Origin of the sequence: Psychrobacter sp. UBA3962, assembly GCF_002385225.1 — a bacterium.
In the GTDB taxonomy this organism is placed as follows: domain Bacteria; phylum Pseudomonadota; class Gammaproteobacteria; order Pseudomonadales; family Moraxellaceae; genus Psychrobacter.
Genome location: NZ_DGDC01000022.1, coordinates 44,934 through 68,630, shown reverse-complemented (window position 1 = coordinate 68,630; position 23,697 = coordinate 44,934). Strand labels below are relative to the sequence as shown.

The 23,697-nt window shown below is 42.0% G+C and carries 21 protein-coding genes; 9 read left to right on the top strand and 12 right to left on the bottom strand.

What is annotated here, in order from left to right; all coding sequences use genetic code 11:
- Window positions 1-46: 46 nt before the first annotated feature.
- The 5 genes from prpB to B3S92_RS05945 all read right to left on the bottom strand — a co-directional run bounded on the left by prpB (window position 47) and on the right by B3S92_RS05945 (window position 5,882).
- Window positions 47-940 (bottom strand): methylisocitrate lyase, encoded by an 894-nt coding sequence (gene prpB / locus B3S92_RS05965; RefSeq protein ID WP_296203790.1) that lies wholly within the window; start codon window positions 938-940, stop codon window positions 47-49.
- Between the two features lie 315 nt (window positions 941-1,255).
- A complete protein-coding gene (locus B3S92_RS05960) occupies window positions 1,256-2,218 on the bottom strand; it encodes a LysR family transcriptional regulator (RefSeq protein ID WP_296203788.1) in 963 nt (320 codons plus the stop codon).
- 20 nt (window positions 2,219-2,238) lie between these two features.
- On the bottom strand, window positions 2,239-2,991 hold the full coding sequence (locus B3S92_RS05955; RefSeq protein ID WP_296203785.1) for a hypothetical protein: 753 nt from the start codon (window positions 2,989-2,991) through the stop codon (window positions 2,239-2,241).
- Between the two features lie 290 nt (window positions 2,992-3,281).
- On the bottom strand, window positions 3,282-4,544 hold the full coding sequence (locus tag B3S92_RS05950; RefSeq protein WP_296203782.1) for an NRAMP family divalent metal transporter: 1,263 nt from the start codon (window positions 4,542-4,544) through the stop codon (window positions 3,282-3,284).
- 78 nt (window positions 4,545-4,622) lie between these two features.
- Window positions 4,623-5,882 (bottom strand): NRAMP family divalent metal transporter, encoded by a 1,260-nt coding sequence (locus B3S92_RS05945; RefSeq protein WP_296203781.1) that lies wholly within the window; start codon window positions 5,880-5,882, stop codon window positions 4,623-4,625.
- A 461-nt stretch (window positions 5,883-6,343) separates the two neighbouring features.
- Between B3S92_RS05945 and adh the strand changes: the two genes are divergently transcribed.
- The 6 genes from adh to B3S92_RS05915 all read left to right on the top strand — a co-directional run bounded on the left by adh (window position 6,344) and on the right by B3S92_RS05915 (window position 11,524).
- The gene (adh, locus tag B3S92_RS05940) at window positions 6,344-7,870 is read left to right on the top strand and encodes an aldehyde dehydrogenase (protein ID WP_296203779.1); all 1,527 of its coding nucleotides are present in this window, start codon (window positions 6,344-6,346) and stop codon (window positions 7,868-7,870) included.
- 45 nt (window positions 7,871-7,915) lie between these two features.
- Window positions 7,916-8,944, top strand: a complete 1,029-nt coding sequence (gene adhP, locus B3S92_RS05935; protein ID WP_296203776.1) for an alcohol dehydrogenase AdhP — start codon at window positions 7,916-7,918, stop codon at window positions 8,942-8,944.
- A 225-nt stretch (window positions 8,945-9,169) separates the two neighbouring features.
- A complete protein-coding gene (locus B3S92_RS05930) occupies window positions 9,170-9,496 on the top strand; it encodes a DUF779 domain-containing protein (protein WP_296203775.1) in 327 nt (108 codons plus the stop codon).
- Window positions 9,497-9,670: 174 nt separating this feature from the next.
- Window positions 9,671-10,072, top strand: coding sequence for a hypothetical protein (locus B3S92_RS05925; RefSeq protein ID WP_296203774.1), 402 nt, complete (start codon window positions 9,671-9,673; stop codon window positions 10,070-10,072).
- A 133-nt stretch (window positions 10,073-10,205) separates the two neighbouring features.
- Window positions 10,206-10,598, top strand: coding sequence for a DUF962 domain-containing protein (locus tag B3S92_RS05920; protein WP_296203772.1), 393 nt, complete (start codon window positions 10,206-10,208; stop codon window positions 10,596-10,598).
- A 215-nt stretch (window positions 10,599-10,813) separates the two neighbouring features.
- Window positions 10,814-11,524: a DarT1-associated NADAR antitoxin family protein gene (locus tag B3S92_RS05915; RefSeq protein ID WP_296203769.1), complete on the top strand. Its 711-nt coding sequence runs from the start codon at window positions 10,814-10,816 to the stop codon at window positions 11,522-11,524.
- A gap of 69 nt (window positions 11,525-11,593) precedes the next feature.
- Here the strand turns inward: B3S92_RS05915 and B3S92_RS05910 are convergent, their stop codons facing one another.
- Entirely contained in the window at window positions 11,594-12,493 is a 900-nt protein-coding gene (locus B3S92_RS05910; protein ID WP_296203767.1) for a LysR family transcriptional regulator, read from the bottom strand.
- A 130-nt stretch (window positions 12,494-12,623) separates the two neighbouring features.
- Between B3S92_RS05910 and dkgB the strand changes: the two genes are divergently transcribed.
- Both dkgB and B3S92_RS05900 read left to right on the top strand, forming a co-directional pair.
- Window positions 12,624-13,427: a 2,5-didehydrogluconate reductase DkgB gene (dkgB, locus tag B3S92_RS05905; protein ID WP_296203764.1), complete on the top strand. Its 804-nt coding sequence runs from the start codon at window positions 12,624-12,626 to the stop codon at window positions 13,425-13,427.
- A gap of 35 nt (window positions 13,428-13,462) precedes the next feature.
- On the top strand, window positions 13,463-14,047 hold the full coding sequence (locus tag B3S92_RS05900) for an NAD(P)H-dependent oxidoreductase (protein WP_296203761.1): 585 nt from the start codon (window positions 13,463-13,465) through the stop codon (window positions 14,045-14,047).
- Window positions 14,048-14,173: 126 nt separating this feature from the next.
- Here the strand turns inward: B3S92_RS05900 and B3S92_RS05895 are convergent, their stop codons facing one another.
- Both B3S92_RS05895 and B3S92_RS05890 read right to left on the bottom strand, forming a co-directional pair.
- Window positions 14,174-15,511 (bottom strand): basic amino acid/polyamine antiporter, encoded by a 1,338-nt coding sequence (locus tag B3S92_RS05895; protein WP_296203759.1) that lies wholly within the window; start codon window positions 15,509-15,511, stop codon window positions 14,174-14,176.
- A gap of 4 nt (window positions 15,512-15,515) precedes the next feature.
- Window positions 15,516-16,433, bottom strand: coding sequence for a homocysteine S-methyltransferase family protein (locus tag B3S92_RS05890; protein ID WP_296203854.1), 918 nt, complete (start codon window positions 16,431-16,433; stop codon window positions 15,516-15,518).
- Window positions 16,434-16,774: 341 nt separating this feature from the next.
- Between B3S92_RS05890 and B3S92_RS05885 the strand changes: the two genes are divergently transcribed.
- Window positions 16,775-17,905 carry a flavin monoamine oxidase family protein gene (locus B3S92_RS05885; RefSeq protein ID WP_296203758.1) on the top strand — a complete coding sequence of 377 codons (1,131 nt, stop codon included), beginning with the start codon at window positions 16,775-16,777 and terminating at the stop codon, window positions 17,903-17,905.
- 113 nt (window positions 17,906-18,018) lie between these two features.
- On the opposite strand, the gene B3S92_RS05880 is transcribed toward B3S92_RS05885, so the two are convergent.
- The 4 genes from B3S92_RS05880 to B3S92_RS05865 all read right to left on the bottom strand — a co-directional run bounded on the left by B3S92_RS05880 (window position 18,019) and on the right by B3S92_RS05865 (window position 23,507).
- Window positions 18,019-18,435 carry a DUF2177 family protein gene (locus B3S92_RS05880; protein ID WP_296203756.1) on the bottom strand — a complete coding sequence of 139 codons (417 nt, stop codon included), beginning with the start codon at window positions 18,433-18,435 and terminating at the stop codon, window positions 18,019-18,021.
- Window positions 18,436-18,479: 44 nt separating this feature from the next.
- Window positions 18,480-20,891, bottom strand: a complete 2,412-nt coding sequence (locus tag B3S92_RS05875; RefSeq protein WP_296203754.1) for a DUF1365 family protein — start codon at window positions 20,889-20,891, stop codon at window positions 18,480-18,482.
- Between the two features lie 81 nt (window positions 20,892-20,972).
- Window positions 20,973-22,673 carry an NAD(P)/FAD-dependent oxidoreductase gene (locus tag B3S92_RS05870; protein WP_296203752.1) on the bottom strand — a complete coding sequence of 567 codons (1,701 nt, stop codon included), beginning with the start codon at window positions 22,671-22,673 and terminating at the stop codon, window positions 20,973-20,975.
- A gap of 72 nt (window positions 22,674-22,745) precedes the next feature.
- The gene (locus B3S92_RS05865; RefSeq protein WP_296203750.1) at window positions 22,746-23,507 is read right to left on the bottom strand and encodes an SDR family NAD(P)-dependent oxidoreductase; all 762 of its coding nucleotides are present in this window, start codon (window positions 23,505-23,507) and stop codon (window positions 22,746-22,748) included.
- Window positions 23,508-23,697: the final 190 nt, after the last annotated feature.

Genomic DNA, 23,697 nt, shown 5'->3' with positions numbered 1-23,697 from the left:
GTTAAAGCATAAATAAGTTTACTGCGCTATTTTAGCGACTTATGTTTTACTTTTTCTGAGCAAAAAGCTGATCTAACTTTTGTTCAAAATCATGGTAATTTAAGAAGTCATACAGCTCCATACGAGTCTGCATGGTGTCAACCACCGCTTCTTGAGTACCATCATTTAACAGATGCTGATATACATTTAAGGCCGCTTTATTCATCGCACGGAACGCAGATAGCGGGTATAGCACCATATCCACACCCACATTGAATAGCTGCTCTGTAGTATACAAATCAGTTTGACCAAATTCAGTCATGTTCGCTAGTACTGGGATGTCTAGTACGTCAGTAAATTTACGATACATTTCGATATCGGTTAGCGCTTCGGCAAAAATCATATCGGCGCCCGCTTCTTGGAAAGCCACGGCACGTTCTACTGCTGCTTCTAAACCCTCAACAGATAGCGCATCGGTACGAGCCATCACCACAAAGTCAGAATCTACTTTGGCATCAAGAGCAGCTTTTAGACGGTCTACCATTTCACTGGTCGAAACAATTTCTTTATTAGGACGGTGGCCACAACGTTTTTGTGCCACTTGGTCTTCGATATGTACCGCTGCAACACCAGCTTTTTCCATCTTTTTGATGGTTTGTGCGATGTTAAACGCGCCGCCCCAACCGGTATCAATATCTACTAATAAGGGAGTATCCACCGCATTGGTAATACGGCTAGCATCTTCCAAAACGTTGTCTAAGCTGGTCATTCCTAAGTCTGGAAGACCGTATGAGGCATTCGCCACGCCAGCACCAGACAAGTAAATAGCCTTATGGCCTACTTGTTTGGCCATCATCGCAGTGTAGGCATTGATGGTGCCGACGATTTGTAAAGGCTGGTTATTGGCTTTTTGTTCAGAGATGGCATCGCGGAAACGCTTGCCGGCAGAGATAGAGGTCATAATCTTTCCTTAGATTTAAGAAGGCGCCAGTACAATGACTAGCCATAATTATTAAATGAAGATAGTTTTTATATAGGGATAAGATTTAGCAATAGATTACCCCTTATATTAGCAATAAGGAAGAGGGTGAAATAACATATTAATTATTTAAAAAGCATTATATTTTTAGTTTTACTAATTTTATTCAATTTATGAATAAATGTATTTATAAATGCACAGTTTATAGGCTATGGTATTTATAAACTGTAAGTTGAGCCTAATAAATAAAGATTAAAATACATATTTTGTTACAATTATACTAATAAAGTATCGCTGCTAGGCTTTAGTTGCACGACGATAGGTGATGCCTCGCTGTTCGTAAATCTCGTAAATGACTTCAAGTAACGTCTCGAATGCTGGGTGAGTAGGGTTCTGTAGGGCGCAAAGATAAATAGGCGAGGTCGCATCCTCGTGAACCAGCTTGCGGTAACTGATTTGCTCAGTACGTACAGATTTCAAGCTGTCAGGCACTAAAGTTATGCCTTCACCGGCAGCCACTAGGCCAAGCGCTATCTGAATATCGCTAACGGAGGTGGTTTGATGGGGCAAAGCAGATTGTTTGGCAAATAAATGTAATAACGGCTCGCCAATAAGTGCAGGACTGTCGTAATCTGAGCGCTGTGCAGCTGGGATATTAGCGGCGGGTAAGTGAGTTTGGTGGTAGAGAATAATACGACTGTCTTGAAGCTGCGACAGATGAAGCTCTTGTTGAGCGGTTAAAGGGTGGGTGTTAGGTAAAGCTGCGACATAGCGTTCATGGCGCAATAGCAGCTGCTTGATACTGGCATCCTCATGGCTGAAGCGGCCAAAACCCACATCAATCTCGCCCGCCTTAAGGGCATTAACCTGCTTAAAGGAGCTAATATCTTTCAGATGGACTTCAAGATTGGGAAGACGCTGCTTGATACGAGAGATAATGGTAGGTAGCAGCCCGTACAATACCGAAGGCACAAAGCCGATATTTAGGGTGTCAGGTGGATGAGCTATTTTTTGGGTCAAGCTAATGCTGCTATCAAGCTCCTTTAATATCGAATCTACTTTCTCATAAAAAAATAGCCCTGCAGGGGTCAACTGCAACGGGCGATGATAGCGATCAATAAGCTCGACTCCAATGTCGTCTTCTAACTGTTTGATTAAACGGCTTAACGTAGGCTGTGATAATTCAGTAGCAGAGGCCGCTTCACTAAAGCTTTTTAATTCGGCGACTGTGTGAAAAGCGGTGAGTCTTTTTAGTTGCATTTATTCCTCATTAGAACTCTTTACTCAAATTCAATAACACGACCGTCGGCTAATACCATTTCACCGTTTGTGACTACAATTTCAATATTTTGCGGGCTTTGAATAGCTTTCATCACATTGGTATCTGAGATACTCACATCCGCCCTTATTTTATTGGCATTATTGGGCGCAATTGGAGGCTCAAACTTAGTCAGCGGAATCACCACAGACTTCGGCTTTTTGAAAGCAGGATAGCGTAAAAGCAGCGTCCCTTTAAAGCTATTAATAGCGACATTACTTCTGTTTGTTAACACAAAAGACAGCTCAACATTGTTCAGGCTATCCGTTGTACTGGTATGCGCGGGTAGCAAGGTAAGGCTGAACTCGCTTTGTTGAGCATCCTGAGTGACTGGGCTTTTACGACCTGTGGGGTTATTTGGGTGCAGCACTTCATATTGACGTTGTTGTTCTAATGCTTTGCCAATAGTTATCCGCGGCATAGCGCCTTTTTCATAAGCTTCACTCAAACGCATACGTATCATATAACGGCTCAACAGCTGTCTATCTTCCTCCGATAGTTGCTCTAAAGTGTCCCCCAGTTTATCCTGCCATTTTTCAGCATCGGTGGGGATGGTTTGCAACATAGGGTTTGGAGGTGGGGGTTTGCAACCTATCAGAGCTAATGGGGCCGTGCTTAGTAATAATGACAGCATTACCCCATAATGATTGCGAGCTTTATCACCTTGGGCTGATAAGCTGTTATCTGTCTTTTGGAAAAACCTAAAACCTATCATATAAGCCTCCAAATTGCTTTATAGGCTCTAAAGCGAAGGAATAAGGGAATATTAAACTATATAACGTAACTGCTGACCGATACAACAGCAAATTGATAAAGCTACTCCAGTAGTTTTTGTTAGTTTATAACCGATATGCCACAGCTAAAAACTTAAAAGCCAAAAAAAGAGCTGCCTGGTAATCAAAGCAGCTCTAAATAAAGACAATCATTGTCAGTTAATTAGTGTCAGTGGATTATTGCCGTATATATTGGCAGATAACCGTTAACAGCCAGTTAATCAACAGCCAGTTAATCAATTAGGCCTAGTAGCTGAGCCATAAATAATAGCGCGATGCCGCCTAAGAAAATCAACCCTGCAATACTATAAAGCTTCATGCCTGGCGATAACTGCTGATGATTTTTGGCAAGAGAGTAATTTAACCAACCAAAGATAGGGGCAGAAACAAAGGCAGTAATCATAGCGAATTTCAGCATCGCTCCTAGCTGACCTGTGAAGAAAGTGATAATAATAAATCCTCCCCAAACACAGTAGGTGGTCCATACTAGGATTTGTTTTTGCGAAGCAGCCATATCGCCTTTGATTAAGCGCCAGCTTTCGGCATTGACTCGGCCATAGCCATCGGCACAGGTAATGGTGGTACCAAACATCACCATAAAGGCAATAAAGGCGACCAGTAATCTTGACCACTCACCAATAGTGGCCGTGTACATGTTAATCAACTGGTCGACATACGCGCCGCCTTGAGTCTGAATCTCTACCCCAGAGCCGTACTGCACATACACGCCTAATGCTAAGAACAATAAAGCCAGAATAGAAGTAGCAATAAAACCAACGTTGAAATCGATTAGGCCTTGACGGTGGGTGGTATGATCGTTTTTGATCTTAGCAGAAATCCACATGGAGTTAATGGCAGAGAACTCAAGCGGTGCTGGCATCCAGCCCATTAGCGCCACGATAAAGGCTAGAGTAGCCATATTCCAAGGGGAAGTAGCCACAAAGTCAGGAGCAATGGCAGTGGGCTTGCCAGCAGCAATGATAACTGCTGCTAAGGTTGCCAAGGTCAATGCCACCATAATCCACTTAGTCACTTTATCGAGCATTTTATAGTGGCCAAGGATTAAGAATAGCCACGACACACTCATGACTATTAACGACAAGGTTGTGGTTGATAAGCCCCAACTTTCCGGCAACATAAAGCCCAGAATAACAGCAGTTAATAAGGCAACAGCGCCAGTACTAATGACCGAAGCTGCCAGCGATAATATAAAAAATGCCCAAAGATATAGCTTTGACTTTTTGGCATAGCCGGCTACCAAAGAATCTCCGGTCTCATAGACATAGTCCGTACCAAATTTAAAGAACGGATATTTAAAGAAGTTGGCCAAAATGATCATGATTGCCAATTGCCAACCGTATAACGCACCGGCTTGGGTCGACGAAATCAAATGCGAGCCACCAATGGCTGCGGTGGCTAACAAAATACCAGGGCCGAAATTTTTCCAATTGAATCCAGCGTTGCTTTGGGCTGAATGAGTAGAAGAAGTGCTCATTAGTTAATTACCTTAAATGCGTTTGTGTCTTATAAAGGAGCTCTGCTAAGCAGAGTAAGTTAAATTATTTATTGCAATTTAAGCGATTAAGCCGGTTAGCTGGGCCATAAATAACAGAGCCACAGCCGCTAGAAATATAAGTCCAGAAATACTATAAATAGTCATGCCCGTTGACAGCTGTTTTTGGCTTTTAATTAATGAGTAGTTAAGCCAACCAAATACCGGAGCCAGCACAAAAGCTGAAATCATGGCAAACTTCAACATGCTTCCTAGCTGACCTTGGAAGAAAGTGATTAAAATAAAGCCACCCAATACAGTGTAAGTAGTCCAAAATAAGGTTTGCTTATTACTCGCTTCAGCATCGCCTTTGATAAGACGCGTACTTTCTGCCAATGAGCGGCCATAACCATCGGCACAGGCCACAGTCGTACCAAACATCACCATAAAGGCCACAAATGCCACTAATAACTTAGACCAGTCGCCAATGGTAGCGGTATACATATTAATCAGCTGACCAATATAAGCCCCGCCCTGCATCTCAATTTCGGCACCAGAGCCGTACTGCACAAATACCCCTAACGCCAAGAAGAACAATGCCAAAATAGCACTTGAGATGTACCCCGCATTGAAATCAATTAAGCCTTGTTTATACGTGGTATGGTCGGTTTTCACTTTTTCTTTGGTCCACATTGAGGTCATGGCCGCAAATTCGAGCGGTGCAGGCATCCAGCCCATTAGCGCCACAATAAAGCCTAACGAGGCCATATTCCAAGGTGACATTTCTACGAAGTCAGGCACCCTAGCAATTGGCTTGCCAGCAGCAATAAACACCGCCAAGATTGTGGTGATGATGAGCGCAGCCATAATCCATTTATTAAATCGGTCTAACAGTTTGTAATGGCCCAGTACTAAGAACAACCAAGACACCCCCATTACTAATAGCGAGACTAAAGTGATGGACATTAATCCTTCAGGTAGCATGAACTGTAGAATAACCGAGGTTAAGAGTGCCACTGCGCCAACGCTAATCACCGCTGAGGCCAACAATAGTATGCTATATACCCATAAATAAACAGCAGACTTCTTGGCGTAGCCCGCAATGAGCGACTCACCTGTGTCGTACACATAGTCTGTGCTGAATTTAAAAAACGGATATTTAAAGAAGTTGGCCAAAATAATCATAATCGCCAACTGCCAGCCGTATAACGCGCCGGCTTGAGTCGATGAAATAAGATGCGAGCCGCCGACTGCGCCTGTTGCTAATAAAATACCTGGCCCAAAAATACGCCAGCTAAATTTATCGTTATTTTTGTCAGTTCCTGGGGATACTTTGCTCATAAATACCTCAAATAAGTAAAGAAAGTTTGGATCGGGCGCAACTGACAGTGGCGACAGCGACACTAGGCTTAGAGCCTTACTTTCAAAAAACTCAATATACTATCACGTGTAGGAGGGCAAATAATTGAATATGGTTATGTCTAACCACTCTTTTGGTTATAAGAGTTATTTAGTTCTAAGACTCCTAGCGCCTATTAAGTGGCTAACACCTTAACTAGTAATTTAACTGGACTAGTAATTCAACGGGGCTAATCGTAAGTTTCATAGTAAATGGAGTTATAACTATCTTTTATAACTCAAACCCGCATTGCATACAATAAGCACCTTTTTCTATTTAGGATTAAGCATTACTATATTTAAGCAGCCAAAGGAATACTGCAGTTTATAAACCTTAGCCTTAACGATTATTTCTTCAGAAATAACAAAAGGTTATGACATCATAAAATCACAAGGAGTGTCACATGTTGTATCAAACCCCTAATACTGAAAATAGTTTAGTTAAATTCCGCGAAAAATATGACAACTTTATTGGCGGAGAGTGGGTTGCCCCTGTTGATGGTGAGTATTTTGAAAACACCAGTCCTATCGATGGTAAAGTTATTTGCCAAGTCGCCCGTTCAAAAGCTGCTGACATTGAAAAAGCCCTAGATGCTGCCCATGCTGCTAAAGAGGCTTGGGGTAAAACCAGTGTAACTGAGCGCTCCAATATCCTGCTAAAAATCGCTGATAAGATAGAAGAGAATCTTGAAAAAATTGCAGTGGCTGAGTGTTACGACAACGGCAAGCCTGTCAGAGAAACCCTAGCAGCCGATATTCCGTTGGCTGTCGACCATTTTCGTTACTTCGCCGGAGCAATCCGCGCCCAAGAAGGTGGCATCAGTCAAATTGATGAAGACACGGTCGCCTATCACTTCCATGAGCCCCTAGGTGTTGTCGGTCAGATTATCCCTTGGAACTTCCCACTGTTAATGGCGGTTTGGAAAATTGCACCCGCATTGGCTGCAGGGAACTGTATCGTACTTAAACCCGCTGAGCAGACTCCAGCCTCCATTATGTATCTTATCGAGACCATAGGATTGGCGGATATCTTGCCAAAAGGGGTGTTAAACGTAGTCAATGGTTTTGGGGTAGAGGCCGGCAAACCTTTAGCATCTAACCCTCGCATTAGCAAAATTGCCTTCACAGGGGAGACCACTACAGGTCGCCTAATCATGCAATATGCCAGTGAAAACATCATTCCTGTAACGCTTGAGTTGGGCGGTAAGAGCCCGAACATCTTCTTTGCTGATATTATGGACGAGGATGATGATTTCTTAGATAAAGCAGTGGAAGGTCTGGTGATGTTTGCGCTGAATCAGGGTGAAATCTGTACTTGTCCCTCGCGCGCACTGGTACATGAAAGTATCTATGATGAGTTTATAAAACGCTGTATTGAGCGCGTTAAGGCCATTAAGCTTGGTAATCCACTGGATACTGAGACCATGGTAGGCGCGCAAGCCAGCTCAGATCAGCTAGAAAAAATCTTGTCTTATCTAGATATTGGTAAAAAAGAGGGTGCCAAAGTATTAGTCGGTGGTGAGCAGGCTAAATATGAAGGCGATATGGGCAATGGCTATTATGTGCAGCCCACCATCTTTGAGGGCACCAATGACATGCGTATTTTCCAAGAAGAAATCTTTGGTCCAGTACTTGCTGTCACTACCTTTAAGGATGATGAGGAAGCACTACGTTTAGCTAATGACACTCTATATGGCTTAGGTTCAGGTATTTGGACCCGTAGTGTGCACAAAGCTTACCGTTTTGGCCGTAGTATCCAAGCAGGTCGGGTGTGGACCAACTGCTACCATATATATCCGGCACACTCAGCCTTTGGTGGCTACAAGCAGTCGGGTATTGGCCGTGAGAACCATCTGATAATGTTGGATCATTATCAGCAAACCAAGAATATGTTGGTGTCTTATAGCCCTAAGGCCATGGGCTTTTTCTAAGATAAGCACCGATAAGTTGCAACAATGGATTAAAAGGAATTAAAAATGTCTAATAAAATGAAAGCAGCTGTACTTCATGAGTTTAATCAGCCTCTAAAGATTGAAGAAGTGGATATACCAACGGCAGGTCCAGGGCAGATCGTAGTAAAAATGGAAGCGTCTGGGGTTTGTCATACGGATCTTCATGCAGTAGAAGGGGATTGGCCCGTCAAACCAAATCCACCCTTTATTCCAGGTCACGAAGGGGTAGGGATTATTACTGAGGTTGGTGACAACGTACACCATGTCAAAAAGGGTGATCGCGTTGGAGTGCCTTGGTTGTACTCAGCTTGTGGACACTGTACTCACTGCTTGGGCGGTTGGGAAACTTTATGTGAAAAACAGGAAAACTCTGGTTACTCGGTAAATGGTAGCTTCTCGGAATATGTACTGGCAGATGCCAACTATGTCGGCATTATCCCTGAAGGCGTAGACTCTATTGAAATTGCTCCAGTACTGTGTGCCGGTGTCACTGTCTATAAAGGCCTAAAAATGACCGATACCAAACCAGGCGACTGGGTGGTTATTTCAGGTATCGGCGGGCTGGGTCATATGGCCGTGCAATATGCCATTGCTATGGGGCTTAACGTCGCTGCGGTAGATATTGATGATGAGAAGCTAGACTTTGCCAAAAGACTGGGCGCTAAAGTTGTGGTGAACGCCAAGAATACCGATCCGGGTGAGTATCTGCAACAAGAGATTGGCGGCGCTCACGGTGCTTTAGTCACTGCAGTTTCAGCAAAAGCGTTCGATCAAGCCTTAGCCATGCTACGCCGCGGTGGTACATTGGTTTGTAATGGCTTACCAACAGGTGAGTTTCCAGTTTCCATCTTTGATACCGTACTAAATGGTATTACCATCCGAGGCTCTATTGTAGGTACTCGTCTTGACTTACAAGAGTCGCTAGATATGGCGGCAGAAGGCAAGGTTAAGGCTACGGTCTCTGCAGAGCCTCTAGAAAATATCAATGATATTTTTGAGCGTATGCGACAAGGAAAAATCGAGGGCCGCATTGTCATCGATTATTCTAAGTAGTTAGTGTGTTTATGCAATTAGTTTGATAGATATCATGAAAGCATTGATACTTATCTAACTAACCAAGCATATACTGCTGTTAAAAACGGGGCACATCGATTTTAGTCTCATCACTTACGATGTAGATTAAGAGCGATGCGCCCTTTTTTATATCTGTATAACCAACCTATGCTTTTACTTGCATAGTCCTCATTTACCAAGCTTTTAATAGCTAGGAGCACCTTTATGAAAGTCGAAGCCACGCCAGCATGCATTGAGCTGATTGAATTGCTCAAATCAAAACACGGCGATTTAATGTTTCACCAATCAGGGGGCTGTTGTGATGGTAGCTCGCCCATGTGTTACCCCCTAGGTGAGTTTAAAGTGGGCGGGCAAGATGTATTAGTTGGGGAGATAGGCGGCTGTCCTTTTTATATGGGCAAGGCGCAGTTTGGACTATGGAAACATACCGACCTGACTATAGATGTGGTATCAGGGCGCGGTGCCAGCTTCTCTTTAGAGATACCAGAGGGCAAGAGATTTATAGTACGCTCCGAAATTTGTGAACGATAAACTTTGATTTAACTTGCTTTACTGATTTAGCCTAGGAATAGTTACAACTGATAACGCTTAAGATACTAAGCCTATATATAAGTGGGCTACTATAGTCACATACTTGTAATAAAATATTTCAAACTATTGTTTCAATATTTATTATGTCACTTAACTAAATATGGAAGTATCACCATGACTAAATCTAAAGTACTGGCCACAGGCATTACCGCTCTATTGCTCGGAGTTACAGGATGTACCTCTACTCCGCTAATCTTAGATGGTCCTATTTATCATCCTAATGGAGGGGTTTATTATCCGAATGGCAAGGGTGATTATAAAAAACATGATAGCCATAAAAACAAAGATAAGAAAAAGAAGCAAAAAAGCAAAGATTATAATAAGAGTGACTATAATAGAGTTAATGCTGAAAGACTGGCCACTCGTAAGCTTAATAGTATGGGCTACCGAGTTGAGAAAGTGGACTATAAACACAGCCAAGGTATTGTAAAAACCAAGGCATCTCGTGGTGGTCAAAAGTATAAAATCGATTTGGCTTATCCAAGCATGAATGTCGTAAAAATGAAAAAAGACTAGTAAGATTAAAGTATGGCAGACACGCATTAAAGACTGCGTATTCAATGTCTTATATTTGACAAGGAGTCAGGTTTAAAGGATATTGGATTGGGTAAGACTCGAGAAGTCATAAATATTAAGCAAGGATGCTGACATGAAAACCTCATTAGATACCAAGTCTATAATTACGGAAGAAAACACCCCAACTCATCAAATAGTTACTACCAAGCCCGTCAATAAAAGCTTTTATAGTTTTTACCTCGAAGAACATCAAAATGTTATATCTCGCAGATTACATTTCGCTGGCAGTAGTTTCGGCTTGATTGGATTTGCGACCGCATTAAAAACAGGTAGGCTGAGTCCTGTATTAAAAGGTATTGCTGCCGGTTATGCCTGCGCTTGGGTCGGCCACTTCTTTTTTGAGAAGAACAAGCCCGCCACTTTTAAATATCCGGTGCAAAGCTTTATCAGTGACTTTCGGATGTATTCAGACATCCTTCGAGGCAATGTCAGTTTGAAAGATCCAAAATTCGATAAAGTCAGTTAATATTAATAGCAGCCAGTCGCTGTTAGATTTAGAAATAGCCGTCTTGATATTAGATAAATATCAAGACGGTTTTTTTATACTTAGTATATTTTTAATGGTTTGTATTAAACTAAAAAATAGCACAAGATAAATCGTCAACAATCGGCTAAACTGCCTCGCTAAGACTGAATAATATTTATTGATAGCACGTACATTAAAGAAAAAGGCACCTCGTTATGGAACAAGCAACAACTCCCATGGAATATAAACCGGTATTTATGCCAAGAGTGGGCAGTGATAATCTGGTAAAAACTGATATGGTTCGAATTGAGCGGCATGTGGGATTTGCTACTAGACAGAAGAAAAAGACCCTTAACGATCTGCACCGAGTCATAAAAAAGAAATATGGCTTTAAAAATGTATTAGAGCTGTCTACCAAATCAGGCAATAAATTAAGCTTTCCACTAAGTCCATATAGCTTACAAATTACCAATGATAATGGACAAAAGAGCAGTGTTGAGAACGCATTTCAAGCCAGCAAGGTGTTTGAACAAGGCGGACCTTATTTGGATTTACTGACTGAGAAACCTAGGCAGGCGAGAAAAGATGAGCGTTTAATCTCATCTGGTGAGTTAACTGGTTATGATTATTTTGGTATGGAGTGGGGTGTTGAACCATTAACCACTTTTTATGACTGGCTTTATATCAACGCTCTAAAACAACATCCAGAATTACATGAAGAAGTGGTTCAATATCAGGCTTTTACTGATATCTCATTTAACCCAAAGAAGTCTGTTCATTGCGCAGCTTATTCACTAGCTATGTTTGTGGCTCTACATAAGCGAGATTTGCTTAAAGGCATTGAAGATCCTGGCACCTTTTATGATTTGGTTACTAGCTTTGAGCTCAGTAATACTGAGGATCTTTTGGAAGAGGGTTGGTTTTAATTACCGACCAGTTACTTGGCCCGTATTTGATTGTAGTTAGCCTGACAAACCGCATATAAACATATAGTATTAAAAAAGCTTAGTGGTACTCAGCTCTTTTTTTATAAACTCAATGAATGAGCTGACCCGCTGTGATAGCTTTCTATTCCTATAGTAGACTAGGTTAATGGGCTGCTGCATTTTTATTGTGCTATCAGCAAATAATTCAATCAGTCGCCCTTCTTTGAGGTCTTGTTGAGTCATAAAATCAGATAAGCAGACAATGCCAGTACCGCATAAGGCTAATTGTCTTAAAGTTTCCCCGCTATCGGCTTTTATATTGGTCTGAGCATGAAATAAATTATTAAAAGTATCATATATTGGCCAATCATTTAGCTTGGGTAGAGAATTAAAACCCAATAACTGATGGTGAGCCAAATCTTCTACACTTTGCGGTGTACCATGTTTTTGTAGATATTCTGGGCTGGCTAGAATTCGAATCTGACTTAAGCCTAGTGGTGTCGCACTTAAGGTAGAGTCCTTTAGCTCTCCAATGCGCACTGCCACATCGGTTCGCTCCTCTAATAAATCTACCAAATTTTCATTGCTTACCAGTTCAATATCGATTTGTGGATAGGCTTGGCTATATTTTGTCATCAGTGGAGTAATGACATGTAGCATAAAAGGGGTAGCCGCGTCGATTCTCAGCTTGCCTGAGGGCACCTCTTTGTTTTTTATCAACATATTCTCAGCAGCTTCTAGATCATTTAATACACCCCGTATCCGTGCTAAATACATCTCACCCTCTTGGGTCAGCTCCAGACGTCTTGTTGTGCGTCTAAATAATGCCGTATCTAACTTTTTCTCCAACCTCGCTAAAGATCTACTTACTGCTGATACCGTAACATCTAGGTATTCAGCCGCCTGACTTATACTGCCAGTGTCAACAATACTTATAAAAGTATCAAGCTCATTAAGGGTGACTTTCATTGTTGACTCTTATGCAAAAGAATTTTGATTTACTGTGCCTTCTTATCAATTAACTGTCTATATATACTGTCTCTCAACAAGTAATATTGCTTATAACCTTAACGTTTACCATAAAAGACAGGTGAATTATATGACACTTCCAGAATTCGGTTTAGGTACATTTAGACTGCAAGGAGAGACCGTTATCAACTCTGTAGAAAATGCACTAGATTTAGGCTATAGAGCCATAGATACCGCACAAATATATGGCAACGAGGCAGACATTGGTACCGCGATAAAAAATAGCGGTATTGCTACCGAGTCTATATATCTTACCACCAAAATCTGGGTAGATAATTTATCCAAAGACACTCTTGTCCCCAGTCTCAAAGAAAGCTTAAATAACCTGGGCGTTGATAGCGTAGACTTAACCCTGATCCATTGGCCAGCACCTTCAGGTCCTGTGCCACTTGAAGAATACATGATCGCCTTACTTGAGGCAAAAAACTTAGGTTTAACCAAGAAGATCGGAGTGTCTAATTTCAATATTGAATTACTACAACAAGCCATCGATGTGGTAGGGGCTGAAAATATCGAAACCAATCAAATAGAGCTTAGTCCTTATCTACAAAATCGTAAATTGGTTAGTTTTATGCATCAACAACGCATAAAGGTCACTTCATATATGACTTTGGCCTATGGTAGAGCACTAAAAGATGCGGTAATCCAAAAAATAGCTGAGCAAAATGGACAAACTCCTGCCCAAGTTATTTTAGCGTGGGCACTGGCCAAAGACTATGCGGTTATTCCTTCATCCACGAAGCGTGAGAATCTTGCCAGCAATCTACAAGCCCAAAACATAACTTTAAGTGATGAGCAAATGGCACAAATTGATCAGTTAGAAGCCAACAGCCGCGAAGTGAATCCTGAAGGTCTGGCACCAATTTGGGATTAATATTAAAAACATTGGATAGATACAGAGCAGTTAACATGAAAAACATATTGATATTAAATGGCGGTAAAAACTTTGCCCATTCGCACGGCAAACTTAATGACACCATGACACAGACTGCCGAAGCACACTTGCTAAACTTGGGTCATCAGGTAAAAGTGACTCATATTGATGCCGGCTATGATATAGAGGAGGAGATACAAAAGTGGCTTTGGGCAGATGTGGTCATTCAACAGGCCCCAGCTTGGTGGATGGGTGTGCCTTGGATCGTTAAAAAGTATATCGATGAGGTGTTTACCCTAGGTCACGGCCGCTTATATCAAAGCGATGGACGCACGCGTCAAGATCCTGCGAAGAAATATGGCTCTGGCGGTTTGTTACAAGGCAAGCAATACATGCTTTCAGTCACTTGGAATGCGCCCGCTATTGCCTTTACCGATCCTAAGCAGTTCTTTGAAGCGGCTGGCGTGGACGGGGTCTATATTGCTACTCATAAAGCCTATCAGTTTTTAGGTATGACTCCATTGCCCACCTTTATGAGTAATGATGTCATCAAAAATCCGACTATTGATAGTGATATACAAAATTATCAAGCGCATTTGACCGCCGTTTTTGCTTATTAGTGGCTAGGAATTAGCTTTTATCAGATTATTATTAATCCACTTACTCATTTACGAGACAATTAAAGAAGGCCCAAAAAACATGTTTTTTGGGCCTTCTTTAATTCAACTGTGTATGCCACACGATATTTATAGCTTGTTTTGTAAGGTCTGCTGGCGTGCTTGATAACGACTATAGTAAAAAATCATTAAACCCGGTATATAGAGCAATAATGACAGTAATAAGTTATCGATACCTGCCGCATAAATCAGCCAGATACCATACACACTTGCACCAAGCCCCACTGCCTTGATAGACCATCGCTCTGATTGTGCAAAAGATATCTTGACCAAATAGGCACCGACCAAGAAGTAGGGTATCAGAATCATGGAGGTTGAGATAACCACTAACAGGTTATAGCCTTCGCCTGTCAAAAATATCATTAATAGACACAGTTGCACGGTTAAGCTAGTCAGTGTTAGGGAAGCTGTTGGTGTGCCTTGTTCATTTTGTTTGGTAAAAAGACGCGGGAAAGCATGGTACTTAGCTGCGGTATAGGGCACTTCAGCAGAGTACAAAATCCAACTTAAATAAGAGGCCAACACAGAAATAATAAGACCAATACTAATCACCCATTTACCGACACTCCCTGTCATGTGTGCCATGATGCCAGCCATAGAGGGGTTACTCAATGCTGCAACATCGACCCGGCTCATCACTCCCAATGAAAGAAGTGTGATGGCAATATATAACACCAAAGCCAGAATTACGCCAATATAGGTAGCATGTCCGATATCAGAGCGACGCTTGGCCCGCTGCGAGAGGACAGTGGCCCCTTCAATACCGGTAAACACCCATAAAGTAATGAGCATTGTGTTTTTAACTTGATCCATAAAAGGTACGTTTAAAGTCGTGCCAGCGCGATCGGTATTAAAAGTCTCAATATCAAACGCATAAAATGCAAATACAATAAAAGCGATAAGGGGTAAGCTTTTTGCCAAAGTTGCTAGCAAGTTGATAAAGGCTGCCTGTTTGACACCCCGCAGCACCAGATAGTGTACCAGCCACAAGATGAAAGACTCACCCAATAGGGCCCACAAGGTATTGCCCTCGCCAAAGATAGTCTGACTTGGTGTGTCGACAAAACTGCCCAAGGCAGCAAACGCTACCACCAAGTAGCCCACCACACCAATGGTGGCACACAACCAGTATCCCCAAGCCGAAAAGAAGCCTGCTAAATCGCCAAAGCCCTCTTTGGCATAAGTATAAATACCACCGTCCAGCTCAGGCTTAAGACGTGATAAATGCAAAAAACAGCCGGCGAGAAATAAGATACCCACACCGGTGATGAGCCAAGCGGTAATAATGGCATTTGCACCTGCAACTTCGGCCATGTTTTGCGGTAAGCTAAAGATGCCCGCCCCAACCATTGAGCTAAACACGATGGCGGTGAGCATAGCTAACCCGATTTTTTGTCCGTTTTGCATGGTGCTATCTCAGTGTTGTTGCTGCCTCTGTGAAGTACTGGCTCAGCTCATTAATATGTTCAGGGCCAATACCACAGCAGCCGCCAATCAATGAAGCACCTTGTGTCTGCCATTTTTTTGCCCATACTAGATAGGCAGGCGGGGTGAGGTCATCACGTACTTCATCTAGCCCATCATTGGCTGTGGCATCTTTTGGTTGAGGCGGAAAAGCATTGGCATAGGCACCGAGCTTAATTTGTTTGGTGTCTTTTTGTTCTAGGACACTTCGTGCAACTTCCAATGCCTGCTCAATGACTTCAGGTTGGCAACAGTTGAACAATATGGACTCGATATTAAGCTCTGCTAGCGTGGCTACCGCTTCTTCTACCGTCTCTCCAGAGCGCAGGCGAGGCACATCAAGATGTTCACTGTCTTCTAAAGTAAAGGATACCCATACCGGTTTGTTGTCTGTGTCTAGTTTAGTAAGTAACTCACGAACAGCCACCGATTCTGCGATTAGGCTTTGAGTTTCTACTAGCCAATGGTCCACATACGGACGTAGACCTGTGATTAAGGGACTGGCAATATCCTCTACATGCTCAGCCTCAAATAAATCTGCACGGTACGAGCCAAACAATGGTGGAATAGAACCCGCTACTTTAGTGGTTGTGCCTTCCAATGCGACTGCATCGCGTGCCATTTCTCCAGCTGATGCGGCCAAGTCCTGAGCTTGTTCAGCAAATCGTTCTGCACCAATATGAAAGGGCACAAGCGCATAGCTGTTAGTTGTAATAACCGCAGCACCGCTTCGGATAAAGTCACGATGCACATCACGAACGATTTCTGGAGCTTCTATCATTGCCAATGCTGACCATTCAGGCTGACGAAATGGTGCGCCACGCTTGGCAAGTTCTCGCCCCATTCCACCATCAATAATTGTAATTGCGTCATATGACATAATAAGCTCCTTTTTATTATAAATACCTGCCCCTGATTGGGTTCGGCCGTTAATTTGAGAGAAAAGAAATAGACCCAATAGGGTCTTTTTAAATAAAGTCGATTAAGTTTAAAAAATAAAATAGTAGTTGGGCGGAAACAATAAACGCAATAGCATACAGAGGTAAACAAAAGTTTGCTAAATTCTTAAACTGAATATTTACTTTCTTCATTTGCTGTTTTGGCGTTTAATAGAGCATAAATAGACCAGACAAGTCACTTTAATGGCTGTTTTTAATTAAATTACTTTGGTATTACATAGGGTTAATACCCAGCGGGAAATACATTATGAACGAAGCACGTATCGCCATAATAGGTGCAGGATTGAGTGGCCTTTATGCCGCTTATTTACTGGAAAAGCAGGGCATAGACTATGTGCTTTTAGAAGCCCGAGATAGAATTGGCGGTCGTATTCATTCGGTTGCAGCTGATGGTCAGAGTGTAATGGATATGAAAGCTACCTCTGAGCGTTTTGACCTTGGGCCTTCTTGGTTTTGGCCTGGTTATCAGCCCCAATTAGGGCAATTAGTAGAAGAGTTGGGTCTTGAATGCTTTGCTCAATTCGAAGATGGTGACATGGTGATAGAAAGATCGCCCAATACAGCACCGATACGTATGCAAGGCTACGTAAGTTCGCCAACGTCCATGCGATTAATCGGTGGTATGGCTGCGTTAACTGAGGCGCTTTATCAACGTTTGGATAGCGATCGAGTCTTAACGGGGCATAAGGTTTACCAATTACGAAAAACAGCGACGTCTATCGAGGTGGAGGTTGAATTAAACACTACGGCAGATGATCAAAGCCATAATGAAAAAATAACATGGCAAGTATCACAAGTATTATTGGCGCTACCACCACGTTTGGTGCAACAAAACATAGAGTTTACGCCGGCACTACCTGATGATTTGGCAGAACAATGGCATTCGACTGCAACCTGGATGGCGCCTCATGCTAAATACTTTGCTATATACGATACACCATTTTGGCGTGAGCAAGGTCTTTCTGGATCAGCCAATAGTGCTGTAGGCCCCTTAACTGAAATCCATGATGCTTCTGCAGTTAATGGTCATGCTGCATTATTTGGCTTCTTTGGGGTTGCTCCTGAAGTGCGTCAAAGTGTTTCTGCAGAAGAGTTAAAACTTCATTGCCGAGCACAGTTGGCTCGATTATTTGGCACTCAAGCACAGATGCCTGTGACTGATTTTTTCAAAGATTGGTCACAAGATGAATTCACGGCGACAAGTGTTGACGTTCAAAGTGGCGGTCAACATCCGCATCCACCAGCATCTAAAGCCACGACAGGAGTATGGCAAGATAGTCTAATAGGTATTGGCAGTGAATGGTCTCGTCAGTTTCCAGGCTATGTGGCTGGCGCGGTTGAAGCAGCAAGTCTTGGAGTTCAAGGCTTGTTGCAATAGATAAGTTAACGCTTGGGTAAATAATGGTAGTAAATCAGGGTGGGTCTACAACAGTTAGGTAAGGTTGGTATTAAGAGAAATATAGCGATAAAAGTTAGAACAACGGCCCAGTATCACACTAACCATCCAAATTTATAACCCAATGCACCAACAGATACTGCCACCGTACCGGTAATGATACCGCCCCAAGCAAAGTCTACTAAAGCTGCAGAGGTGCTATAGTTTTTAAACAAGGCTAGGGCAGTGAAGTCAAAGGTACCGTAAGCCATAAGACCAATTAAGGCTCCCATGGCAAAAAACTGCCAAAGAGGAGCATGTGCTTTAAGCTGAGGATAAATAACCAATACGCATAGAGCAAAAAGATAAAATAGATAGAACACAGCTGCGGCTAACATATTAGGCGTATCAGAAAGCAAATGACCAATACGTGGCTGATAAAAGACCTGCGTCATAGACTTTAGCCATACGCTATCGACCAATACGAAGACAATGACCGAGCTAAGATAGATCCAAACATAAGCTAAATTCATGATCCTTTTTTCCTTAAAAAATTAAACTTCCTTTATTAAAGCCTTTAACGATTATCAGGCTTGACGGCTTTAACTTGAACTACGCCAATAGTGCGCTCTAAAAACCCTGCTTCACAATAGCAAAAATAAAACTGCCAAAGTCTGATAAACGCCTCATCATAGCCCATAGCTCGGATATCCTCTAAATGAGCCATAAAGGCATGACGCCAATCTCTTAAGGTTTGGGCATAATCATAGCCATAATCGATAAGTGATTTCACTACCATATCGGTTTGCTGAGTAAATTGCTGAGTAATCTCTTGGTTAGACAGTAGACAGCCGCCAGGGAAGATATGCGACTGAATAAAATCAGCAGAGTTTAGGTACTTCTCATACCCTTGGTCATTAAAAGTAATGGCTTGGAGGGCCATAATGCCATTAGGCTTTAATAGCGAATTACATTTTGCAAAGAAGGTAGGTAGGTATTCATGACCCACAGCCTCTACCATCTCAATGCTGATGAGCTTGTCATATTGACCCTCTAGATTGCGGTAATCCTGCTTTAATAGGGTAATTTTACCGCTCAGTCCTGCCTGCTCAACGCGGCGTTTTGCCTCTTCATACTGAGCATCAGATATGGTCGTGGTTGTGACCTGGCAGCCATAGTGCGTAGCTGCATAAATGGCAAATCCACCCCAGCCTGTGCCGATTTCAATCACATGATCATCAGACTTTAACTCTAATAATTCGCATAATATTTTTAATTTATTTTGCTGAGCTTCATAAAGCGTCGCATCAGGTGTCGGATAAATAGCAGAGGAATACATCATAGTATCGTCCAAAAACGACTGATACATGTCATTACCAAGGTCATAATGCGCTAGGATATTCGATTTTGAATTGCTAACTGTATTTGATCGAGATTTATGCTTTTTAAACTCAAAGGTTTTGGTGAGCTTACAAAGCTTACCGTCAAGTTTATGACTTACCCCTTTATTGCGGGCGCCAAGGCGAATCAAAGCGGTTAGGTCATCAACCTCCCATTCACCGTTAATATAGCTGTCTGCAAGGGCTATATCGCCGCCAGTAATCAGCTTACGATAGAAGTCTTTGTTATGCACCTCTAGCGTTGCATGAAGCGCATGATTGCCTGCCAACTCGCCACTAAAATTAGGATTTAGTTTTTGAGGCTTGCTGCCAAAAGTAAAAGTTTTTTGGTTTTTACTGGTTTTATTAGAGCCTTGGTTTTCAATAACCGTAATGCTGCCAAATTGTAAGTAAGATAAGGCTTTAAATAAGACACGGCGAGATACCACATCAATACTAAGTTTAACAGGGGTCAGAGCAGGGCTGCCTGCTACGCGATTGACCAGTGATTGAGTTTTTCTATCCGTAGGGTGGTTTGACTGAGTTGGCATTTTAGGCTCTTTAATTTGATCATTGTTTTGCAGGCTAGCAAAGCTGCTACTACCATGTTTACTGTTGCCTTGCTTACTGTCCTTTAATAGCTGGTTATAACCAACATAAGGTACTTTTTTTAGGGCGTATATTAAAAATGCATGCCAGTAAATACGGCCCATTGAGCTGTAATTCATAACAGGATTGTTGGTAAGGGTTTTGGTAATATTTGCAGCGGTCATGGCTTGGGGCTTCATGTTTATGCCGGCCTCAAACACTTTGCCTCTGCTGTCTGACACTTGAATGCTTAAGGTTATATGCTTTAATCCCTTCGGATTATCTACTACCTTAACCTTCCAAGTGTATTTTTGGTCCAGTGGATTAAACGGTGAGACATGAAAGCCTTTATTATGGCTGAATTCGCTGGTATTACCGCCTAGTTTGAATCCATAAAAATGACGTTTGTCCCATGGCGTATTACTAATCTCAGCCAACAAATGACTAACATCACCCTTATCATCAAAACCAATATAAAAATTAACAGGACTAAAATAAAACCCTAAGTTTTTGCTCACTACCAGGGCCAATACGTCTCCAGTAGGTTCGCTATCGGTCAATCGCTTAAACTGTTGTAAAACTTTATGTTGCCATAGCTGTGCTTGTAGCTGCTTGTCAGTTGCAACGTTTTGGGATAAGCGTTGATTAGAAGCTGACTTTAACTGCGCTTTAATCCCGTTTTTTAAGGATTGTGCATTCTCACAATGGGTCTCATCTAACTTTCCCAATTGAAAATAGTCAGCAAAATCAAAACGATGTAGATTATGCCAAGCTTTACCAAGCTTATCGGGAAAATCACCTGCTACCAATCTGTTTAAACTTAGCCCCCAATATCGGTAGGGATAGCTAAACTTATGTTTAGAGGGCAGGTGACGTATATGCCATGTTGTTCCAGTTAAGATCTGATGGGGCAGGGCTTGATACAGTAAGTTCTGATAACTGTCTTTATCACCTACCTTTTGCAGATTTATATCTCTATTTATAGCCGTGTCTAAAGTATCATGTCTTATCGTGGTAGGCATGGTTATAACCCTCCGTGGTATTATTTTTTATATCTATTACCTATAGCCGCTATATTTTGTTTATTGTTCATTATTTATTGCTTACTTAAACACCTTGTTTAATACAGTATTGGTGGAGGCTGATACCAGCTGACGCTGATCTAATCTGGCGTGGTTTTTATCGGCCTTAATCGGCAATTTGTTGTAATCAAATATGGGATTAGGCTCAATCACATTATCCAAATGAACGGGGTTGACTGTATCAAGGCTTTCAATATTAACTCCTAAATGTTGGCATACCCTTAAGCCACTTCTCACGCCGTCTTCATGAAAGCCGCTAAACCAGTAAGCGCCGCAAAAGTGGGTGTGATTCTCTTGGCTGGCAAGACTGTGCCACTGCTTTTGCGCAAGGGTCATCTTAATATCATAAACAGGGTGACGGTAATTGATACGTTTTATCACCTGGGCATTATCTATCTGCTCGTTTAGGGTCACAAGATAATTGTGATTCTTAACCAAGCGTTGAAGGATATTCATGTTGTAAGTTAGGACCGGCTTTAGCTCATTGCCTAATGATTGATTGGCTTGTGGTTGAGAGCGGCGCTGTAGTTGCTGATTCGTATTTGGTAATAAATAATTCCAGCTTGCCCACGCCAATGGCTTTTTGGGCAGTACGCTTGTGTCCGTATGCAAAACAGCCTCATTATCGGTAAAACCAAATGCCCCCAATATTTGAGATTCTTGCTCATTAATATCGGCCAATTGACGCTTTGCCACATCCGCATGGCAGGCGAGAATCACCTCATCAAAGTTCGCTGACTTACTTGAGCCATTAGCATCTTTATAGTGGATGGTGACACTGTTTTTATGGCTATCCTTTTTATTACCATTCGTTTGACGGGTAATGGACTGCACAGGGCTATTAACCAGCGCGTTACCGCCCATTTTGGCATAGCGTTCAATCAACTTATTCACATATTGCTTTGAGCCGCCTTTTATAGTGAACCACTGTGGGCGGTTGATAATATCGAGCAAACCATGATTATCAAAAAATTGAGCAAAGAATATCAACGGAAATGATTTAGAACGTTCAATCTGCATGGACCAAATGGCAGATACCATAGGCAATAGATAGTTCTCTTGAAATAACTGGCTGTATTTTTGTCCCTCTAAGTAATCACTCAAGGTCTCTTGACTGATCTTTTCAAGCATCTCGATTTTATTGGCCAATTGATATTGAATCTTTTGAGCTTTGCGCTTGGTCAGTTTATTTTGTGACTTAAACCCCTCAGCAGCCAAGCTCAATGTCTTAATAGCTTGATTGAGATCTTTATACTGTTGATGTCGCTGTTTTATGTGTTTATTAAAAGTAATAATGTCTTTTGCAAAACGCCAAAAATTCGGGCTAACTATATTCTTACGCTGCGATACCAAACTATTTAAGGTATGGCCATTGTACTCAAAGTTAATTGCAGGGTTTTTCACCGAAAAGCTCATGTCTGTCTTTTGAAATGGTACTTCTAACTCAGCTAACAGCCTAAAAAAATTAGGATAAGTACGCTCATTAAACACGATAAAGCCTGTATCAATCGCAGCGGTTTCAAACTCATCTTTTTTTAGCTTGCGTGGCGTTTTTAGAGTGACGTCAATAGTGTTCACATGCCCGCCAAGATACTCATTGGCTTCAAAAATAGTTACCTCATGGCTTGCTACCAAATAATGAGCACAGGTTAAGCCTGATACGCCAGAGCCAATAATGGCAACGGTTTTAGGAGTGGAATTGGCAGTTTTTAAAGCGGTCATAAAGTATCTCTTGTTATATTTAAGCTTTAGATCTTTGTCTAAATTTATTTTTGATATTTTTTCTAACACTTATCACTTGGCATATAGCTTGCTAGACACAAATTGCCAAACACTATTAGGCAGTACACCTAAAGTTTTTAGTGGTACAGTTAGCTGTTTTGGGAAAGCAATAATTTCTTGATCATTTGCAATCCCTTTACGTATGGCAAGGCTGGCCTGCTTAGGAGTTTGCAAAAAAGGCATAGAAAAGTTGTTTTGATCTGTCATTGGAGTCTCAACGAAGCCAGGAATTGCTAGGCTGACATTAACACCCAGTGGCTTTAAGCTGATTTGCAGGGTCTGCATCAGATAATGTATCGCCGCTTTTGAGCTGCCGTAGCCTTCAGCACGAGCAAAGGGGACGTGAGCGGAAGCAGAACCAAGCGCAACCACTCGGCCTTGCGCCTTTTTAAGCGCAGGCAATACCGCCTCTAGGGTATAAACCAAAGTACCCAAGTTGGTATTGATGTTTTGCATTATTTTTTGGGCATCAAATCCAAAATTGCTGCTGCTATGCTCAGATAATCTATTATCAGGTGTGATATCGATATAATGACAGACACCTGCACAACAAATTACGATATCTAACTCGGCAATATCACTTAAAGCCTGTATTACCTGATTATAATCGGTTAAATCCACACAGATAGAGGTTGCTCCTAAGCTGCTAAGCTCATTAAGCGTCTCTTCGTTGCGTCCTACCGCATACACCACACAACCTGCTCGTAGATAATCAACGGTCAATTGATACCCCATGCCTGATGTGGCGCCCGTAATAAGAATACGTTTTGTCATTGTTGTCTCTTTAATAGGTGAGGGGCAGCTTAAATATGAGCTTTTTGAATATAGAGGCGGGTATTAAATAGGCTAATCTATTTAAGAAGGGGGTAGATTAAAGCTGAGCATTGATTGAGTATTGATAAGGTAAGTATTAATAAAAAAACTAACTGCTTAGAGTGGGTATCAAGCGATACCGCACCCAAAG

Excerpts from the sequence above, each read along its gene's own strand:
- B3S92_RS05915 (WP_296203769.1), top strand. The coding sequence starts at position 10,814 with ATGGAACAAGCAACAACTCCCATGGAATATAAACCGGTATTTATGCCA.
- B3S92_RS05900 (WP_296203761.1), top strand. The coding sequence starts at position 13,463 with ATGAAAAACATATTGATATTAAATGGCGGTAAAAACTTTGCCCATTCG.
- B3S92_RS05955 (WP_296203785.1), bottom strand. The coding sequence starts at position 2,991 with ATGATAGGTTTTAGGTTTTTCCAAAAGACAGATAACAGCTTATCAGCC.
- B3S92_RS05930 (WP_296203775.1), top strand. The coding sequence starts at position 9,170 with ATGAAAGTCGAAGCCACGCCAGCATGCATTGAGCTGATTGAATTGCTC.
- adhP (WP_296203776.1), top strand. The coding sequence starts at position 7,916 with ATGTCTAATAAAATGAAAGCAGCTGTACTTCATGAGTTTAATCAGCCT.
- B3S92_RS05910 (WP_296203767.1), bottom strand. The coding sequence starts at position 12,493 with ATGAAAGTCACCCTTAATGAGCTTGATACTTTTATAAGTATTGTTGAC.
- B3S92_RS05885 (WP_296203758.1), top strand. The coding sequence starts at position 16,775 with ATGAACGAAGCACGTATCGCCATAATAGGTGCAGGATTGAGTGGCCTT.
- B3S92_RS05870 (WP_296203752.1), bottom strand. The coding sequence starts at position 22,673 with ATGACCGCTTTAAAAACTGCCAATTCCACTCCTAAAACCGTTGCCATT.
- prpB (WP_296203790.1), bottom strand. The coding sequence starts at position 940 with ATGACCTCTATCTCTGCCGGCAAGCGTTTCCGCGATGCCATCTCTGAA.
- adh (WP_296203779.1), top strand. The coding sequence starts at position 6,344 with ATGTTGTATCAAACCCCTAATACTGAAAATAGTTTAGTTAAATTCCGC.
- B3S92_RS05865 (WP_296203750.1), bottom strand. The coding sequence starts at position 23,507 with ATGACAAAACGTATTCTTATTACGGGCGCCACATCAGGCATGGGGTAT.
- B3S92_RS05925 (WP_296203774.1), top strand. The coding sequence starts at position 9,671 with ATGACTAAATCTAAAGTACTGGCCACAGGCATTACCGCTCTATTGCTC.
- B3S92_RS05895 (WP_296203759.1), bottom strand. The coding sequence starts at position 15,511 with ATGCAAAACGGACAAAAAATCGGGTTAGCTATGCTCACCGCCATCGTG.
- B3S92_RS05880 (WP_296203756.1), bottom strand. The coding sequence starts at position 18,435 with ATGAATTTAGCTTATGTTTGGATCTATCTTAGCTCGGTCATTGTCTTC.
- dkgB (WP_296203764.1), top strand. The coding sequence starts at position 12,624 with ATGACACTTCCAGAATTCGGTTTAGGTACATTTAGACTGCAAGGAGAG.
- B3S92_RS05920 (WP_296203772.1), top strand. The coding sequence starts at position 10,206 with ATGAAAACCTCATTAGATACCAAGTCTATAATTACGGAAGAAAACACC.
- B3S92_RS05950 (WP_296203782.1), bottom strand. The coding sequence starts at position 4,544 with ATGAGCACTTCTTCTACTCATTCAGCCCAAAGCAACGCTGGATTCAAT.
- B3S92_RS05875 (WP_296203754.1), bottom strand. The coding sequence starts at position 20,891 with ATGCCTACCACGATAAGACATGATACTTTAGACACGGCTATAAATAGA.
- B3S92_RS05960 (WP_296203788.1), bottom strand. The coding sequence starts at position 2,218 with ATGCAACTAAAAAGACTCACCGCTTTTCACACAGTCGCCGAATTAAAA.
- B3S92_RS05945 (WP_296203781.1), bottom strand. The coding sequence starts at position 5,882 with ATGAGCAAAGTATCCCCAGGAACTGACAAAAATAACGATAAATTTAGC.